Below are 19273 nucleotides of genomic sequence, written 5' to 3' on the forward strand. Positions count from 1 at the left end.
GGATTGGAGTATGAGTTTAGCAAGTTTCTTTGAGTCCATTCCGGAGAAGCAGCGAAACCTACAACTAGGTTTAGAATGCGATAATCCGATGAGTGGTGCATTTCCTCATAAACGTGTTGTTCATGCAGGTCTCAATGGTACGCTTGTTTCTCCAAAAGAAACGCAAGCCGTTTGGGATGCATTAATGAATGGGGCTCCTAAAAAGGGCGAAATGCAATGCGCTTACATTCATATTCCGTTTTGTAAGACAAAATGCACATACTGTGGATTCTTCCAAAACGGTACGAGTCAAAGTGTTGAAGACCAATATATTGATGGTCTTATCAGTGAATTAAAGCTCGCTAGTGAGCGTCCGAGATTAAAAGATGGCTTAATCCATGCCTTGTTTATCGGCGGTGGCACACCAACATCTTTATCTCCTACAAACTCTGAAAGACTGCTCAAAGCAATTAAAGCGTACTTGCCATTGGCAAATGATTACGAACTTACCTTAGAAGGTCGTATTCACGATTTAATTCCTGAAAATCTTGAAGTTTGGATGGCAAACGGTGTTAACCGTATGTCCATCGGTGTACAATCTTTCAATACAGAAGTACGTCAAATGGTAGGACGTTTAGATACGAAAGAAACCGTATTAGAACGTTTATCTGCATTGAAAGCTTATGGTCAATGCTCTGTTGTTATTGACTTGATCTATGGTTTGCCTGGTCAAACTATGGAGGTTTGGGAACAAGACTTAGCAGATTTGGTGAGCTCTGGCGTAGATGGTGCGGATTTATATCAATTAAATGTATTTGATGGTAGTGATCTCAATAAAGACATTGCAAACGGCAAAGTTCCAGCTGCAGCCACAACCGCGATGCAAGGTGATATGTTTGAATTTGGTCGTAAATACCTTGATGAACGTTCCTATCGTCGATTGAGTGCTGCTCACTGGAGTGCTAATAACCGTGAACGTAGCTTGTATAACACTTTAGCTAAATCGGGCGTTCCAATGTTCCCATTTGGTAGTGGTGCAGGTGGTAACGTCGACGGTTATGGCATGATGTTACATCGTGCATTAAAGCCATACGAAGATATGGTTACCCGCGGTGAAAAACCATTTATGGCCCTTATGAAACAAAGTGATTTACAACCTATCGTAAACCGAGTAGTAAGTCAATTAGAACAAGGATTTCTCAATATTATGAGCTTAGTAAAAATGGATTCCAGATTAGATGAATTGAACTGGCTCTATAAATTATGGGAAAAACGAGGCCTTGTTGCCTATAATGGTTTGCTTTACAAATTGACTGATGCAGGTGAATTCTGGACTGTAAACCTTACGCAAAGTACATTAGAAGCTGTTGAATATATCATGACTGGTAAGAATTCCTTCGCTATAGAAGCAGTAGCAGCACAAGATACAAAAACAACTTCTAAAGAAAATCCTAATCAAGAAGTACGTGGCATTGGCCAAGGTAAAGCAAATATTTCTGTACCAACTGACGAAGATTCCGAAGCCCAACGTAAAGAGGCTCTCATTGCTAAGGCGAAAGCTGAAATTGCAAAGAGCGGTGCTTCTGGGGAAGCAGCAGAACGAATGGTACAAGCTATGTACAATTTAAGTGCTGATGAGATTGAATACATGATGGAGCGTATGATGTCTTAAATTGTTATGTTACACCTCAATTCTAACAACCTCTCCCAATAACCAACATATAATAAACAAGGCATATTACGTGACATATACGTACTACTTGTAGTACAGAGTAACCCCAGACGAGCGTCTGGGGTTTACTTTTTATAAAGCGAAATGTATTCTGTAGGTATAAGACTTAAATGACTAAAAAAATAAAACAATCAATGTATAAGAATCAATGTATAAGTCTATAAGGACAAAAAATAATTATTGTTAAAGTCATAAACCAATAAGTAAGATAGTGAATCTATAAGATGTGAAGTGATATTGCTTGTATAGCTAATAAAAGGCTTAGGAGGTTAGTATGAGTACATTTCCTCAAAAAGAAATAGATATTGTAGGTATCGGGGCTAGTACATTAGACCGCTTCATCGTTGTGGATCATTACCCAACGGGACGTGAGGTACAACAAGTTGTATCTTCTACCACCGATGGTGGTGGGCCAGTGGCTACAGCACTAGCGGTGGCTAGGAAATATGGTGCTCGTACGGCCATGATTGATAGTATCGGTGACGATATGGTAGGTCGTCACATATTAGATGACTTTGAAAAATACAATGTTAATACAGATGCAATTCAAGTTGAAAGAGGTTCTAAGAGTGGTGTTGCCACAATTCTTGTAAAACAAAGCACTGGTGAGCGCGCTGTATTTTTTGAACGATCTACTGCAACAGAGCCCGATTTTTTAGAGGTTCATAAGCAATTGATAGAAGACGCTTATATTTTGCATATTAATGGTCGACATCGCCAGCTCATGCGTTCTGCTATGGCTGTAGCGAAAGAGGTAGGGACTATCATTTCTTTAGATGGTGGTGCTCAGCGTTACGATGAAGGAATGAAGCCAATTACAGAAGAGAGTCATATCGTTATCGTTGCCCGTGATTATGCTGAGAAGTATACGGGTACTACTGATTTAGAAAAAGCTTGTCGTATCATTCATGACCGTGGTGCTTTAATTGCAGGTATTACGGATGGTGCTAATGGTAGCTATTTCGTATGGCCAGATGGTACAGCGTATCGTTGTGAGCCATTCCCGCAAAAAAGTATTGTAGATACTACGGGGGCTGGGGATAGCTTCCATGGAGCTTTTTTGGCTAATTTAGTACATACAATTAATCATATGAAGGGGCAAGGCACAACTTCGACGACTAAGCATGACAGTGCATCTATACATGCTGTAGAGTTGCTCAAAGCTTGTGCGCATTCCGATTTAGAGAAGGCCGCTATTTTTGCATCTGCGGTAGCTTCTTTAAATACACAAGGCATTGGAGGGCGTAGTCCGCTACCAACGTTAAAGTCAGTGCAGGAACTAATAGGATAGGACTACGGTTATGTGGCAAAATACTTCAAAAAATCAAGTTCAGCAATATATGCAACAAAATCCTTATCGCCTATTAGCCCTTAGCTTTTTGGCTGCCATGACTATAGGGACAATATTGCTCATGTTGCCCATATCAAATGCTAAAGGTCATAGTACAACGCTTGTAGATGCAGCTTTTACCGCAGTATCTTGTGTTTCTGTAACAGGATTGTCTACAGTAGATACCTATCATCATTGGTCCTTGTTTGGCAAAATCGTCATGGTAATTCTTATTCAATTAGGTGGTTTGGGGATTGTTTCTTTTACCACTATTATTGCTCTAGTTTTAGGGCGACGCGTCGGCCTAAAAAATCGCGTGCTTTTGTCAGAGGATGTAGGGCAAGATGGCATGAAAGGGCTTCTACACATTACAAAGAAGCTAACCATTTATACATTTTGTGTCGAAATAATTGGTGGTATTATCTATACTATTCAGCTATATCCCTATATTGGTGATGCTGCTTTATATACGGGGATTATGCAATCTATTTCCAGCTTTTGTAATGCAGGATTTATATTCTTTGATAATGATTTACCTTATGCTATGGTGAGCGATGTATTATTTAATATGAATACAATGGCCCTTATTGTAATAGGTGGTTTTGGTTATCTCGCAACTTTTGATATTTGGTCGCATCGCAAGTTAAGACGATTTGTAGATTTAAAACTACATACAAAAATAATGTTAGTTGGTACAACGGCGCTCATCCTTTTAGGAACTATTATTTTCTTGGGGGTTGAGTGGGGGAATCCCAAAACGTTTGGCCCTTTACCTATATGGAACAAGGTCATGGCATCTCTGTTTCAATCGATTACACCTCGTACAGCGGGTATTGCAACTGTAGATTATAATGCTTTACATCCAATTACACTGTTTATTACCATCATTTTTATGTTTATTGGGGCAGGTCCTAACTCTACAGGGGGCGGTGTTAAGATTAGTACTATTGCCGTCGCTTTTCTAGCATCGCGTACATTATTTAATAACCGTCCTAATACAGAGGTTTTTGAACGTCGTATTTCGTTGGTTACTGTACTTAAGGCAAATGGGATAATCTTTTTATCTATCCTTCTTGTTTTATTTGCTACTTGTTATTTGGCTTGGGATGAGCCATATGACTTTATTCGACTACTTTTTGAGGTAACCTCTGCCTTTGGGACCGTAGGTCTTACAACGGGTATTACACCTGATTTATCTGAAAGTAGTAAATGGGTGTTGATGCTTGTCATGTTTACGGGACGTGTAGGGGTTATGACTGTAATTGGCACCTGGGCTTTAAGAACGGCACCGACTAAACCAATTAGCTATGCAGAAGAGAGTATATTGTTATAAAACAGATTAGATTGAATATAAAAGGGGGCATATATGAAACATAAAACGATAGCAGTAATAGGTCTTGGTCAATTTGGTGGCACTGTTGCCAAGATGTTAGCTTCCATGGATCATGAGGTATTAGGTGTAGATATTGATCCAGAAGTTGTACAGAAAATTTCGCCATTTATAACACATGCTATAGTTGCAGATACAACCGATGAAGAGGCAATCAAAGCATTGGCCCTAAGCCAGTTTGATATGGTTATTGTGGCTATAGGTGGAAATCTTCAAGCTAATTTAATGACAGCTATGCTTCTTAAAGAATTAGATGCACCTAAAATTGTGGCCAAGGCTGAAAATAATATACAAGGCAAAATGCTTCATAAAATAGGTGTAGATCAAGTGATTTACCCTGAATACGATATGGCATTACGCCTTGTACAGTTTTTAACTAGAGACCATGTGATGGATTATTTACAACTATCTAAAAATATTAGTCTCATAGAAATTAAAGTGCCAACATTTTTGGTGGGGTCTAACTTAAAGGATTCTAATTTGCGTGAGAAATATAATCTTAATGCAGTAGGCATAAGACGCGGTGAAGATTTAGAAGTTCCACCAAACCCAATTACAATTCTCGGTGAAGATGATAAATTATTAGTCATTGGGAATAATTCTGATTTAGATGCATTAACGATGTAGTGAGTATACGAAAGAAATATAACCATATCGAAAAATTATGATATAATAAGAATAGAATTCAGTATAGGCCATACGTATTCGTATGGTCTTTTTATATAGAAATGAAGGTTATTATGACAGAGGAACAATACATAACGGCATTGACCAATAACCCACATGGAATCCGTAATATTCCAAATCCCACGGAAGCAATGCAGCTAACCTGTGTAGCTCAAAACGGTATGTTGCTACAATATATCAAAGAACCAACTCAAAAGGTGATTGAAACGGCGCTTTCACAAGCACCACGGGCCATACAGTTCGTAGAGCATCCTAGTGAAGAGTTGTTGAGTGCTTTGGTAGAAAAGGACTGGGCGGTTTTAGAATATATCGACAATCCGTTTGACGCATTGATTCAAAGTGCGTTAGCTCAATCAGGTTGGGCTATTCGCTATATTGAGAACCCATCTGAAGAATTGCAATTAGAAGCGGTGAAGGCGAATTATGATGCCTTGCAATATATCAATGCTCCAAGCGAAGCTGTGCAGTTACAAGCCGTGCAAGAAAGTTACTTAGCCTTGCGCTACATTGATGAGCCTAGCGTAGCTGTACTAGAAGCAGCAGTAAAGCAAGATCCACAGGCAATGCGTCAGATTACAAATCTCACTAAGGACTTGGCTTTGCATTTATTTAAGGTAAGTGCGGCTATCGTCGGTTATATACCTAATACATTGGGCGTTACGGTAGACGAAATCAAAGATATAATTCTAGATGCCATTTCTAGCGATACCGTTGATGAAGACTATGTACGCGAGTTAATCAACAATAAAGCTATCGGTGGACGTCAATCCAAATGGCCTATTGATATATTGTCACTTATTGATAGGTATGGTACTAGAACTGTTAAAAGAATTGCAGTAGGCGAATATTTGAGATATTAGAACGGAGATACAATGAACTTTATAGATACAATGGCAAGCGTTGAGTTAGTGCTTGCTGCTAATCAGGTGCCCTTGCTCGTTGGTGAGACGGGCATTGGTAAAACCTCTCTTGCAGCGCGCGTTGCAGAGGTACATAATTGGGAATTAGTAACTATTGACGGGAACCTTTTAAAAGAAGGTGAAATTGGTGGCTTGCCTACAGTAGAAACGGTGACTCATACGGATGGTCATGGCAATACACGGGATGTGAAAACTACAGTATACGCTGTGCATCATACATTGGAACATGTAGCACAAGCCGTAGATAAAGGGCGCCAAGTATTGCTGTTTATCGATGAAATTAACCGTGCAGAACATGCAGTTCAACAAGAATTGATGAACCTTATTCTAAACCGTGAAATTAATGGCTTTTCTTTAAGTGATCAAGTGCGCATCGTCGCCGCTATGAACCCTGAGGATTCCTTTGATTACCAAACCATCGATATGGACCCGGCACAGCAAAACCGTTTTGTATGGCTTTATATGAATGCTGATTATATGCAATGGATTGACTGGGCTATTGGTGCTGGTATTGAAGAAAAGGTTATTGAATTTATTTCTTCCTATCCAGAATATTTAAATCAACGTCACGAAGACGATATCGATGCCACACCTCGTTCCTTTGAACGCGTGTCCGGTCTATATAGAATTTATAAGAATCAAGAGGGCACAAGTTATAGTCGCGACGTATTTATGAATGTTATTCGTGGTAACGTAGGTAAACTCATTGCGGAGGCTTTTGTAAACTTTATCGAGTCCGATCAAGAACCTCTTATTACCTTTGATGATGTATTGGCAGCGGTTCAAAAACCAGGTGCTATTATGTCTATGGCTGAGCAGGTTAAAGGTGAAAGCCCAACTCGCCTTTATGTAGCAGCAAAAAATATGTTGCATCGTTTAAATCGCAATAGCAATGCGCAGGAAGTACATCATTTTGTGGAGTTTTTAACCTTGTATCCAGGCGATTTGCGCGTAGCGGTTATGAAAGATCTTCGTAACACGTATGAGCGCGTTTACGCTTATGCTATTGAAAATGACCTTTTTGTAGATACTTTCTTTGACGCGCAAAAATAATTTTATGTGCGTAGTTAACCAAATCGAAGCTATCTATATAGATAATCAACTGTAGTAAATTATTAGTTATGAGGTTAATTGATATATAGCATGTGACATATATTAAATTTGTTTTCTAAAGAAAAGGGGGTGTAAATATGCAACGAAACTTAGATAAGGATGATATACGTGATGCTTCGGATTTGCTGACTCATATCGATGGTTGGGAAAAGACGGGTTCTTATGATGCGGAAGCTATCGAGGCTCTTGATCGATGGCATGCGAAACGAGAGCGCATACATCGCGAAGCAGAGGCTTTGTATACGCAAATATACGCATCCTATGAGGCCTATGTAGATAGCTATGAAGAACAACATCATAGCATGGCGCCTGAACGTATAGCGGCTGATCTTATGAACCATAATATGTCGGATAGCCATATAGGTACTATCGGTCGTGCTCTTGAAGACGTACAAGTGGAGGGGACAGACCTTTCCGTTATGCAGCAAGCGATAATGACACCTGCCTATGAGCAACGGTTGTGGAACATATTGCATGATGTAAACAGTTTGCTCCTTGAAGAGGACCAATTCTTTGGTTACTTTTACTTACAAATGACTCATCGCATTCGCTTTGATATGGCCAGTGCTTTTGGTATTAATCTTAAACAGGGCGGATATGTATTATATGTAAATCCCTTTATCTTGTTACGCCAATCACCTGATGTGATGAAGGATGGTATTAAGCGTGAAGTTCTTCATATCATTTCTGCTCATTTGATGCGGGTAAAAGCACTGAGCCAAGGCTTTCACAAAACAGCAGTCCATATGGCTATGGACATGGTCGTAAATGATTACCTTGAACATGTAGACCGTGATGCAGTAACGGTAGCCAATGTAAATGCGCGCTTTGGTTTGTTATTAAAGCGTTTTCGTACCATTGAATACTATGCGAAGGCTATTGATAAGGTCATGAAAGAAAAACCAGATCTCTTTGTGCCCATCGATAATGCAGATACAGCGGTTGCTATGGAGTTTGACCCTCAAACTAGCCATGATATTTGGGATGAATCTGATTCTATTGATATAGATACGATGGACCAAATCACGGAGCGCTATATCAATGAAGCATCAAAGGGGGATATGGAAGGCTATGTGAAAAGTCTTATCGATACATTCCAAAAAACGCGACGCGCTTTGCCGTGGTATTTTTATCTCAAAAAGCTGATGGGCAAGGTAGCGAGTGGATACAAAAAAACGACGATGCGTCGTAATCGTCGTCAGCCTGAGCGTTTGGAATTGTCTGGTACATTGCGCCAACATAAGGCAAATGTATGGGTAGCTCTCGACATGAGTGGTAGTATAACTGATGTAGAGTTTACGAATGCCTTAGAGCAAGTGTTACAAATCGTGCATGCTTATAACCATCGCATTACCGTTGTAGAATGTGATAATGAGGTGCGCCGCACCTATACGATGGAATCTGTAAAAGATGTAAAACCTCGCCTCGATGTGCGTGGTGCAACGGCCTTTACCCCTGTATTCTCTCTGGCTAATCAAAACCGTGTAGATTTACTTGTATATTTTACGGATGGCAAAGGGGAAGAGCGACTTCGAGAGGCGCCAAGGGGCTATAAGGTGCTGTGGGTGTTGACCGGTGAGAACCCTCAATTATCTTTGCATACCCCATACGGCCTGGTTCGTGAACTCGGCTATGTTGGTGTTGATGAAACTCAAGATATTGATGAGTTTGTACGCATGGCTAACCGTGGGGGCTTTTCTATGGCAAATCAAGAGATTTAGTCTATTAGAATGCAATTTTTTATGGGTTTGATCTTGAACCAAGACTATATACAAAAATGACGCAATCCTTTGGATTGCGTCATTTTTAGGTCTGTAGATTTTGTATTAGCTGTTAAGCTCAATAGAAGAACCTGGATCGATAATGAGTGCTGTTTGGTTATACTTACCTTCTACAAGACTTGTAAATACACCTGGTTCGCGGTCGATAACGGGCCATGTTTTGTAGTGAATTGGAATGGAAATACGCGCTTTTACATAAGAAGCAGCAAGAGCTGCATCTTCAACCCCCATTGTGTAATTATCACCGATAGGAAGAAGGGCGTAATCAATTTCACCAAAACGATTTAATAATTTCATATCGCTAAAGAGTGCTGTATCACCAGCGAAGTATAGGATATCTCCGTAGAAATCTACGATACAACCTGCAGCGTGACCGCCAGGGATGCCAGAGCCGTGGAAGGCAGGAACCATTCGAACAGAACCGAATTCAAAGTCGAACTTGCCACCTAAATGCATGGCGTGTGTACGACAACCGGCAGCTGCCGCTTTACCCGCTACCTCAGCAGTAGAAATAACGAGTGCATCATTTGCTTTGGCAATAAAATCTGTGTCGCCATAATGATCATCATGACCATGACTGACAAAGATATATTGGCATTTGATGTCTTCTCTTTTAGCGATATCCCATGTATTACCGGTCAAGAATGGGTCGAAAATCATGGATACATCGCCACGTGTGAGCATAAAGCAAGCGTGACCAAAATAAGTTAGTTTTGTTTTCATAGGAACACTTCCTTCCTTGTACATACAATTCTTAATTCTATTGTATAATATAATAAATGAAAATAAAACTATTGGTGATAATTTATACATAATTAGTAAGGATATATTATGGATTTAACACATTTTGATCAAGATGGAAATGCTTGGATGGTAGATGTATCAGATAAGGATATTACAACTCGTACTGCCGTGGCAGAAGGCTTTATTGCTATTAATGATGCCATTTATGAGCGTATCGAGGCGGGAACAATAAAAAAGGGGGATGTTCTTAGTGTGGCTCAATTGGCAGCTATTATAGGGGCGAAACAGACGAGTAATCTAATTCCCCTTTGTCATCCGTTAGCATTGACTAAGGTAGAGGTGCATTGTACTCTTGTTGATGGTGAAAGTCCTGCCTGTACGGATGCTACACATAATCGTGCTGTTAAGGTTCGGGCTACCGTAAAAACGACAGGAAAGACAGGTGTTGAAATGGAAGCACTTACAGCGGTTCAAGTAGGACTTTTAACAGTCTACGATATGTGTAAAGCTATTGATAAAGGGATGATTATAGGCCCTACATATCTTGTAGAAAAAGAAGGCGGGAAAAGTGGACATTTTGTCCGTTCCTTTGTAGAATAATATAGATATAAAGAATAGGGGATTGAAAATGGAAATAGTACTTTATGAGCCTGAAATTCCAGGTAATACAGGAAATATAGCGCGTTTATGCGCCGCCAATCATATGACCTTACATCTGATCAAACCCCTTGGCTTTTCTATTGATGACAAGCATGTAAAACGTGCTGGCCTTGATTACTGGCACTTGGTAGATGTACAGGTACATGAAAATATTCAAGAATTATATGAGAAATATCCTAATCGTAGATATTTCTATGCCACTACCAAAGCAAAGCATACTCATTCCGAGGTGAAATATGAAATTGGTGATATGCTCGTTTTTGGCCCTGAAACAAGAGGATTGCCTGAAAGTTTATTAGATGGTAAAGAGGATACATGCATTCGTATACCCATGGTAGATGAAGCACGCTCTCTGAACCTATCTAATGCGGTGGCAATCATAGCTTATGAAGGTATGCGTCAACTTGATTATCCAGACCTTAAGGCTGAAGGCAATTGGATTCAATCAGAATAAATAGACTTTTACAATTGAGGAATATATTATACTTATGTGTTAGGAGACCTACCAAATCTATATGACCGGTAGCGATTTTAACGGTGTTGTTTGGAGGAGGATATTATGAACTACGATAAAGCTCATGATTTAGCTCACGCAATGCGTGAATCCGAAGAGTACAAAGAATTAATGGCTGCTCAGGAAGCAGTGAAAGCAGATGCAGTAGCAACGGGTTTGGTTCGCACATTTATGGCACAACAAATGCAATGGGAATATGCTAAGTTGTCCGGTGCTCCAGAAGCAGATGAGTTGCAGAAGAAACAAGAAGAATTGATGCCTCAAATTCAAGAAAATGCTGCAGCGGCTGCTTATTTGCAAGCGCAAATGCGTTGGAGCCAGATTTCTAATGATATTTACAAAATCATTAGCGAACCAATCACTGAGGGGATGAAAGTGTTAGATCATGGCGAACAACAACCACAACATTAAGGTATTACAAACAGCTTTATTAGAAAAATTACCAAGTACACGTGTACGCGAGCAGGAGCTCCTTTGTCATCATACGACATTCAAAATTGGAGGACCTGCAGACTTATTTATTGAACCTACTACGATGGCAGAACTTAGTTTTACGCTTCGTACCATTCACGAATTAGATGTGCCTGTAACTATTATTGGTTGTGGCTCTAATATTTTGGTGAAAGACGGAGGAATTCGTGGTGCTGTTGTATCAGTTCGACATATGACTCAAATCATGGACTGTAATGAAAACACATTGTGCATTGGTTCTGGGTATATGTTAAAAGATGCTTCTGAATTTGCTTGGGAGAATAGTTTATCTGGACTTGAATTTGCCATTGGTATTCCAGGCACACTTGGTGGTGCCGTATTTATGAATGCAGGTGCTTATGACGGTGAAATGAGCCACGTAGTTACTGCAGTGAGAGCCGTAGATTTCCAAGGTAATATCAAAGAATATGATGCATCTCACTTGGACTTTGCTTATCGTCATAGTGTATTCCACGATAATCATGAAGTTATTGGGGAAGTCATTATGACACTCAAACCAGGTGATAAGGATACCATTAAGGCTCGCATGGATGAGTTGACCGAAAAGCGCGAATCTAAACAGCCTTTAGAGTATGCTAGTGCAGGTTCAACCTTTAAACGCCCACCAGGGTACTTTGCAGGTACATTGATTGAACAAACAGGCCTAAAGGGGTTGTCTGTAGGTGATGCGCAAGTGTCCCACAAACATGCAGGCTTTGTCATCAATACAGGTAGTGCTAGTGCAAAGGACGTACTTGATTTGATTGCAGAAGTACAGCGTCGTGTGTATGATAGACATGGCGTACACCTTGAGCCCGAAGTACGTATGATTGGTGAAGACTAATATCAACTAAATACTAATATAAGATTTCTTATGTAACGTTACTCTTTTTAGGGATGATGGATTCATAAGAAATCTTTTTTTATGTCCATTATAAGCGTATGATATTTATATAGTTAGTCTATATTTGGGAGGCGATGATATGAATACTTTGTTGGCCCAAGAGATTCATGATAAAGCACTAGCATGTGGGTATGACGATTGTGGTATAGTACCTCTTGATGCACTTGATTTTTATAAAGAACGAATGATAAAGCGTTTAGAAGATGTACCTGAAAGTAAAAAGGTATATGCACATAGTAATGCCTTTTTAACATTGAAAGAAAACTATCCTTGGGCACAATCTATAGTGGTTTGTACTGAATATTTTGGAGCGTATAAGTTTCCTGCTTCGCTTCAAAAGCGATATGCAAAAGGCTTACTACTATCGTTAGCTAATATCCCTGATGGGGTCGAAGTCAAACAAAGGCGATCTTTTGAAACATGGTTCAATGATAAGAACATCCAATTTATTGGTGGTGAAACAGCAAAGCCTACTGGTGTTGTTCCTTTGCGCCCTGCTTCTGTAGCGGCAGGACTTGGAATTTATAGAAAAAACAATTTCTTTTATGGACCTAAAGGCTCTAATTATGAATTGGTAGCCTATTTAATTGATCAGCCTTGTGAGTATATTCGTCATCTAGAGATACCACCATGTCCAGAGACTTGCGATTTATGTCAGCAAAAGTGTAAAACGAAGTCTCTATCTGCACCTTTTACAATGAATCCATTAACCTGTGTATCTTATATCAATACCTTTGGTGATGGTAAATTGCCAGAAGGTGTGACAGAGGATATGTTGGAAGAGTGGATATTAGGTTGTGATAATTGCCAAGACTGCTGTCCGTTTAATAAAAATTATGATTGGAGTATAGGTAAAGATTATCCTGGGCTTGATGCATTAGAACTTATACTACAGCCAGAATATATTTTGAAAGCCTCTGATAAGGAGATTATAGAAAAGTTGATTCCTAAATTCTGTTTCCATTTAACAGATAAACAAATTCCGTTGTTGCGTAAATCTGCTAAGCGGGCGATAGAGCATAAATAGGTTGTGTCCTAAGATGAGTCAAAAGTATAATCGAATGTTGAAATTGCCATGATTAGAATAGGTGTACTGTTTTGACTTTTTTCTATAGACTGCGTTATAATTAACTGTTGCCAATTTTGGGGAATATACTTGCATAGCCTGTTTTATCGAGGCTATGTGATATAGAATATACTGAAAGAATTAAAGGGAGGATCTTATGATTCGCGAAAATCTTCGTAATGTAGCGATTATCGCCCACGTTGACCATGGTAAAACTACTTTGGTGGACGCGTTATTAAAACAAAGCCATGTGTTCCGTGAAAATGAAAAAGTAGCAGAACGCGTAATGGACTCCAACGACTTGGAACGTGAACGCGGTATTACTATTTTGTCTAAAAACACTGCTGTAATGCATGATGGTATTAAAATCAATATCGTTGATACTCCAGGCCATGCTGATTTCGGCGGCGAAGTAGAACGCGTACTTAACATGGTTGACGGCGTATTGCTTCTCGTAGATGCTTATGAAGGTCCAATGCCTCAAACTAAATACGTTTTGCGTAAAGCCTTAGAACAAAAATTGAAACCAATCGTAGTAATTAATAAAATCGACCGTCCTGATCAACGTGTTAAAGAGGTTGAGGACGAAGTTCTTGAATTGTTTATGGAGCTTGAAGCTGATGATGATCAACTCGATTTCCCTGTAGTATACGCATCTGCTCGTTCTGGTGTGTCCAAAACTAATTGGGATGATGAAGCTGTAAACATGGAGCCGTTATTCAAAACATTGATTGATGAAATTCCTGCACCACAAGGTGATATGGAAGGTCCTCTTCAATTTATGGTAACTACACTTGATTACGATAACTTCATCGGTAAAATCGCCGTAGGTCGTATCGTTCGCGGTAAAATGAAAACCAACCAACAAGTGGCTATCATGAATGGTGAAAGTACTCGTAAAGCGAAAATTGGTCGTGTGTACACATACAATGGCTTGAACCGCGTTGAAACTGACGAAGCTGAAATGGGTGATATCATTGCTTTTGCAGGTATCGACGATATTAACATCGGCGAAACAGTAGCGGATGCTGAAAATCCTGAAGCATTACCATCCATCTCCATCGACGAACCAACATTGTCTATGGTGTTTTCCGTAAATAACTCTCCATTCGCAGGCCGCGAAGGTGAATTTGTTACATCCCGTCACTTGCGTGATCGTTTGTTCCGTGAAGTAGAAACTAACGTTTCTATGAAAGTAGAAGAAACTGATTCTGCAGATGCGTTCAAAGTATCTGGTCGTGGTGAATTGCATTTGGCAGTATTGATTGAAACTATGCGTCGTGAAGGCTACGAATTACAAGTAGGTAAACCTCGTGTAATTTTCAAAACTATTAACGACCAATTGTGTGAACCGCTCGAAGCATTGACCATCGACGTACCTCAGGAATTTATGGGTACCGTAATGGAAAATCTCGGTCAACGTAAAGCTGAGTTGACTAATATGGTTGAATTGGCCGGTTATCTTCGTATGGAATTCGTAGTTCCGGCTCGTGGCTTGATCGGTTTCCGTGCACAATTCTTAACAGCTACAAAAGGTAATGGCATCATGAACCATGTATTCCATGGTTATGCACCATATAAAGGTGAAATTCCTTCCCGTACACGTGGTGCTTTGGTAGCATTCGAAAATGGCGAAACTACTCCATATGGTTTGAACTCCGTTCAAGATCGTGGTACATTGTTCGTTGGCCCTAACCAAGACGTGTATGCAGGCCAAGTTATCGGTGAAAATACACGTGAACTTGATATGGATGTTAACCCATGTAAGAAAAAACATGTTACCAACATGCGTTCTAGCTCCTCTGATGAAGCGGTACGCTTGACTCCACCTCGTATCTTCTCCTTGGAACAAGCTCTTGAGTGGATCAACGATGACGAACTTGTTGAAGTAACACCTGAAAGCATTCGTATGCGTAAAACAATCCTTGATCGCAACGCACGTGCGAAAGCAGCAAAGAATAAAAAATAATATATCATGCAGATATATAAAGGCGCTCCTTAGGGGGCGCCTTTTTTATCTAATCTATAAGTTGTTATCTAACATATTCCTGTGGATTATATCTCCATGAAAATAGATGATAATTTTATCATTTATGATTATTGGGTATAAAAATAAGTTAATATACTAAATACGCATAATAACTTGCTGATAGGGGTATTGGTATATACGAAATATTTGTAACGCTGTATAATAATAACAAGTTTATTGAAAAAGTTATTGATTATGGAGGTTCTTATGAATAAGAAAATCTTAGCTTCTTTATTTGCAGTAGGTTTAGCTGCAGGTTGTGTGTGCTCTTCCGTTGATGCGCATGGCGTATTCTTTGCTAACCGCTTAGATGAAAAGGCGCTAGTACTTGGCGAAGGCCCTGTTGATGATGCGTATAGCCCAGAAATGGTAAAAAGCATCATTGGCTTAGATAACAATGGCATGGTAATTCCTGTACAAGTTATTAAACATGAAAAAAATGTAGTAGTTGTACCAAATGATAAATTGGGTATTACAGTAACTGACTTTGACTATGGTTATTGGACAAAAGACAAAGATGGTAAAACTGTTCATAAACCAATCTCTGAAGTACCAGGTGCTCAAAAAAGTACACATGCCATTAAATATGACGTTCACTACTGGAATGCAGAAGCAAAACCTTTCAATAATAAAGATGCTTTCATTCAAATCATTCCATCTGTTAACCCATTAACTCTTAGAAAAGGTGATACATATGAAATCCAAGTCTTGAAAGACGGTAAACCATATGCAAATGCACCTCTTATTAAAGACGTAATTAATGATCTTACTAATGAAAGCCAAGCAGATGCTAATGGTAAAGCAACTGTTACTGTAAGTGCTAATGGCCTTAACGTAGTAGGCGTTGAAGTGGGCTTCCCAACTCAAACTAAAGGTGAGCAAAATAAATACTTCAGTGCATTGTCCTTCATCATCAATCCTGAATAATATAGGATATAACTATTTACTAAGTGTGTGAAATAAACAAGACCTCCTAAGTTGGACTTAGGGGGTCTTTTTATATTTTTAGGGTGTACGTATAAATGCGTTCTGTGAGAGCCTCGTATTAAGCGAGGTAAGAAAGAGAGATTTTTATGAAATTACAACGAAATGTATCAGCTGTGATGGCTGCATTGGTATTAACTGGAATGACCTGCTCTGCATTTGCTACAGAAATTAATGCCACAAGCGATAAAGCGGAGGAATTGCTTGGCTTAACAATGGGGTCACCGGTACAAACACAACCAGAAGTTAAGCATATAGAAGATACCTTGACGGTTAATGTGCATGGTAAAAGCTTAACAGATACAGGTAAAACTAAAAATGTATCAGGTATTTATAATGGATTTGGATCACAATTGACGGTGGATAAAGATTTGATTGTACGCCTTAAAAATGATGCACCAGCCTCAAAAAGGGAACTCGGTCATTACTATATGAGCGCTGTGTATGCTGGTTACGGTGGTAAAGTGCCAAGACTCAGCAAGGACAATCCTGATAGAGATTATGGAGATACTAATATTCACGTCAAAGGCAATGTAGATATCGATGCTATCGGTGTCGGTTTACAAGCTAATCAACGTGGTCATATTATTGTTGATGGTGGTGGACGTATCATCACGCATCCTTTAGAAACTTCTGATACTTACTCTGTGGTGGCAGAAGAGGGTGATGTATACGTTAATACTGGCTCTGATGGTAAACATCCAGGGTCTAAAGAATTGGTCGCTGTTGGGAATGTAGGGTTAATTAATAAGGATTATGGACGTGATCCAAATCATAACGAAATGCCAACGAATATAGCATTAGCTTTTACAACACCTAATTCTAAACTTACGGGTGCTGTATTAAATGAATATGCTGAAAGCAATAAGAACCCTCATAATTCTGGTGCTGATATTTACTTACAAAATGGAGGGACTTGGAATAATGAATGGATTGGTATGGAGCGGCCTACCCCTAAAAGAGAACGTCCATCTGGGGATAATGCAGCATATCTATACAAGGGCAGTAAGGTTCGTAATCTCGTAGGTGGATCAAATCCAGCGGCAGCCGGTATCCTTCATCCTATCGATGCACGGCCTATTACAATTCAAAATTATAGCGGCTATGTGAATGCTGTTTATAAGGCCGGTGTTCCAGCTAGTGAAAAAGGAAAGGGGAATATTGTTGTTGAACATGCTGCAGATAATAGCCATATTACCTTGCAAGGCGATGGAGCTAATTTGACTAATGATGATAGCTACCGAAAGGAAATACAAGCCTTAGCTGATAAATTACAATATACTGGCAATGATAAAAAACTGAGCACAACAGTTCAAATCAATGAAGGGATTACTCGTCCAGGTGCTGTTGCAGAACTAGGTGCAGATCATTTTGACTCGCAGGGGCGTCTTGTTGTAAATGATACAACAAAGATTAATCGTGCTAATGAATCATCCTTAGTGAGTGGTTCAAAATCTGCTCTTACATCGACTGCTATGGCATGGAAGAGTAATACCAATGATTTACAACGCCGTTTAGGAGATCTTCGTTTAGCTAATACAAACCAAGGTGTATGGGCAAAATATATAGGCGGTAAATCTAAAATCACAGACGGTGCTGATGCACATATGACGTATAATGGGGTACAAGTCGGCTACGATCATAAGGCTTCTAATGGTTGGATTTTTGGCGGCGCTATTGATTACAGTACATCTAGTAATTCATATGCCAACGGTAGTGGTGATGGCAAACTTGGCGGCATCGCCTTGTATGGTACAAAAAAACATGATGATGGTCGTTATTTAGATATCATTGCACGTGGTAATAGATTATCCAATGATTATAAGCTCTACTCCGTAGGTGGACAACGTGTGAACGGTGATTACCATACATATGGCACATCCTTAAGCGCTGAATATGGTAAACGTATTAAGAAGGAAAATGGCTTCTACATCGATCCTAGTGTAGAATTTATTGTAGGCCGTTTGAATGGTGTATCCTATGATGCTTCTGTTGTCGGTGGTGGTTCTATGCATGTGAAAGCTGATGCTGTGAACTCTGCTGTAGGCAGACTTGGTATTGGCATTGGGAAAGAAACAGAAAAATCCAATATCTTCGCTAAATTAGCATTAGCGCATGAATTCTCTGGTAAGGTAAATACAACATATTCCGCACCAGGCAATCCAACAGTACAAACAACAGTAGATTTGAAGGATACATGGCTCGATGCTGAAATTGGTGGGTCTTGGAGTGTCCGTCCTAGTACATATCTATATGGTACATTCACTAAAAACTTTGGTGCTATCGTAGAAAATACATGGCGCATTGATGCTGGGATACGGCATAATTTTTAATTGAATATTGCATTAATGGTCCTTATAGCGTATGCTGTAAGGACCATTAGTATATAAGGAGTTTTTTATGATTAAGTTTCTATTCATTAGGAGTTATAATGGTTAATATTTTATTCATCTGTCATGGCAATATTTGCCGTTCTACGATGGCAGAGTTTTATATGAAGCATATCGTTGAGCAGGCTGGACTAAGTGATTCTATTTATATTGAGTCTGCAGCTACATCTCGTGAGGAGATAGGGAACGACACTCATTATGGGACTACAGAGAAATTAGATGAAATGGGTATTCCCTATACTCGTCGCAAGGCACGTCAAGTGACGGTTGATGACTATCATAACTTTGATTACCTTGTTATTATGGATGAAAATAATGCGCGTAATTTAAAGCGTATCATTGGGGATGACGTAGATGCTAAGGTTTACAAGGCAATGTCTTTCGTTGGTGAAAGTCGTGATGTAAAGGATCCTTGGTATACGGGAAACTTTGACGAAACTTATGATGATGTAAGTCGTAGCTGTGATGCTCTACTAAAATTAATTAAAGAGAGGCTGTAATAAGTTGATATACAACTTAATATTAGGGGCTTTTATGTATAAACCTAGTACCCATACTTTATACTATCGAACCATAGCG

General features: G+C 39.5%; 17 protein-coding genes. 16 read left to right on the forward strand and 1 reads right to left on the reverse strand.

Features of this window, described 5'->3' with window-relative positions:
* The first annotated feature begins 10 nt into the window (after positions 1-10).
* The 7 genes from hutW (at position 11) to AAAT26_RS00210 (ending at position 8872) form a co-directional block, all read left to right on the forward strand.
* The gene (gene hutW, locus AAAT26_RS00180) at positions 11-1651 is read left to right on the forward strand and encodes a heme anaerobic degradation radical SAM methyltransferase ChuW/HutW (RefSeq protein WP_349208726.1); all 1641 of its coding nucleotides are present in this window, start codon (positions 11-13) and stop codon (positions 1649-1651) included.
* Between the two features lie 334 nt (positions 1652-1985).
* The gene (locus AAAT26_RS00185; RefSeq protein WP_349208727.1) at positions 1986-3002 is read left to right on the forward strand and encodes a carbohydrate kinase family protein; all 1017 of its coding nucleotides are present in this window, start codon (positions 1986-1988) and stop codon (positions 3000-3002) included.
* A gap of 10 nt (positions 3003-3012) precedes the next feature.
* On the forward strand, positions 3013-4374 hold the full coding sequence (locus AAAT26_RS00190) for a TrkH family potassium uptake protein (RefSeq protein WP_349208728.1): 1362 nt from the start codon (positions 3013-3015) through the stop codon (positions 4372-4374).
* 33 nt (positions 4375-4407) lie between these two features.
* Positions 4408-5058: a potassium channel family protein gene (locus AAAT26_RS00195; protein ID WP_349208729.1), complete on the forward strand. Its 651-nt coding sequence runs from the start codon at positions 4408-4410 to the stop codon at positions 5056-5058.
* A gap of 113 nt (positions 5059-5171) precedes the next feature.
* Positions 5172-5978, forward strand: coding sequence for a hypothetical protein (locus AAAT26_RS00200; protein WP_349208730.1), 807 nt, complete (start codon positions 5172-5174; stop codon positions 5976-5978).
* Between the two features lie 12 nt (positions 5979-5990).
* Complete coding sequence (locus tag AAAT26_RS00205) at positions 5991-7091, forward strand: AAA family ATPase (RefSeq protein WP_316074041.1); 1101 nt, start codon at positions 5991-5993, stop codon at positions 7089-7091.
* 137 nt (positions 7092-7228) lie between these two features.
* Positions 7229-8872 (forward strand): vWA domain-containing protein, encoded by a 1644-nt coding sequence (locus AAAT26_RS00210; protein WP_128113922.1) that lies wholly within the window; start codon positions 7229-7231, stop codon positions 8870-8872.
* A 105-nt stretch (positions 8873-8977) separates the two neighbouring features.
* Here the strand turns inward: AAAT26_RS00210 and AAAT26_RS00215 are convergent, their stop codons facing one another.
* On the reverse strand, positions 8978-9655 hold the full coding sequence (locus AAAT26_RS00215; RefSeq protein WP_021148419.1) for a metal-dependent hydrolase: 678 nt from the start codon (positions 9653-9655) through the stop codon (positions 8978-8980).
* A 108-nt stretch (positions 9656-9763) separates the two neighbouring features.
* Between AAAT26_RS00215 and moaC the strand changes: the two genes are divergently transcribed.
* The 9 genes from moaC (at position 9764) to AAAT26_RS00260 (ending at position 19194) form a co-directional block, all read left to right on the forward strand.
* A complete protein-coding gene (moaC, locus tag AAAT26_RS00220; protein WP_316074042.1) occupies positions 9764-10276 on the forward strand; it encodes a cyclic pyranopterin monophosphate synthase MoaC in 513 nt (170 codons plus the stop codon).
* Between the two features lie 28 nt (positions 10277-10304).
* Entirely contained in the window at positions 10305-10790 is a 486-nt protein-coding gene (gene trmL, locus AAAT26_RS00225) for a tRNA (uridine(34)/cytosine(34)/5-carboxymethylaminomethyluridine(34)-2'-O)-methyltransferase TrmL (protein ID WP_008601558.1), read from the forward strand.
* A gap of 105 nt (positions 10791-10895) precedes the next feature.
* The gene (locus tag AAAT26_RS00230) at positions 10896-11261 is read left to right on the forward strand and encodes a YlbF/YmcA family competence regulator (protein WP_004696650.1); all 366 of its coding nucleotides are present in this window, start codon (positions 10896-10898) and stop codon (positions 11259-11261) included.
* Positions 11236-12165, forward strand: coding sequence for a UDP-N-acetylmuramate dehydrogenase (murB, locus tag AAAT26_RS00235; RefSeq protein WP_008601556.1), 930 nt, complete (start codon positions 11236-11238; stop codon positions 12163-12165). The genes AAAT26_RS00230 and murB overlap by 26 nt, the downstream gene beginning before the upstream one ends.
* 139 nt (positions 12166-12304) lie before the next feature.
* Positions 12305-13252, forward strand: a complete 948-nt coding sequence (locus AAAT26_RS00240) for an epoxyqueuosine reductase (protein ID WP_278457688.1) — start codon at positions 12305-12307, stop codon at positions 13250-13252.
* 196 nt (positions 13253-13448) lie between these two features.
* Complete coding sequence (typA, locus tag AAAT26_RS00245) at positions 13449-15260, forward strand: translational GTPase TypA (RefSeq protein WP_004696644.1); 1812 nt, start codon at positions 13449-13451, stop codon at positions 15258-15260.
* Positions 15261-15527: 267 nt separating this feature from the next.
* Positions 15528-16247, forward strand: a complete 720-nt coding sequence (locus tag AAAT26_RS00250) for a DUF4198 domain-containing protein (protein WP_004696641.1) — start codon at positions 15528-15530, stop codon at positions 16245-16247.
* Between the two features lie 146 nt (positions 16248-16393).
* Positions 16394-18637: an autotransporter family protein gene (locus tag AAAT26_RS00255; protein ID WP_004696638.1), complete on the forward strand. Its 2244-nt coding sequence runs from the start codon at positions 16394-16396 to the stop codon at positions 18635-18637.
* 98 nt (positions 18638-18735) lie between these two features.
* Positions 18736-19194 (forward strand): low molecular weight protein-tyrosine-phosphatase, encoded by a 459-nt coding sequence (locus AAAT26_RS00260; RefSeq protein WP_287502073.1) that lies wholly within the window; start codon positions 18736-18738, stop codon positions 19192-19194.
* Positions 19195-19273: the final 79 nt, after the last annotated feature.

Source organism: Veillonella parvula, from assembly GCF_040094895.1.
Taxonomy (GTDB): domain Bacteria; phylum Bacillota; class Negativicutes; order Veillonellales; family Veillonellaceae; genus Veillonella; species Veillonella parvula_L.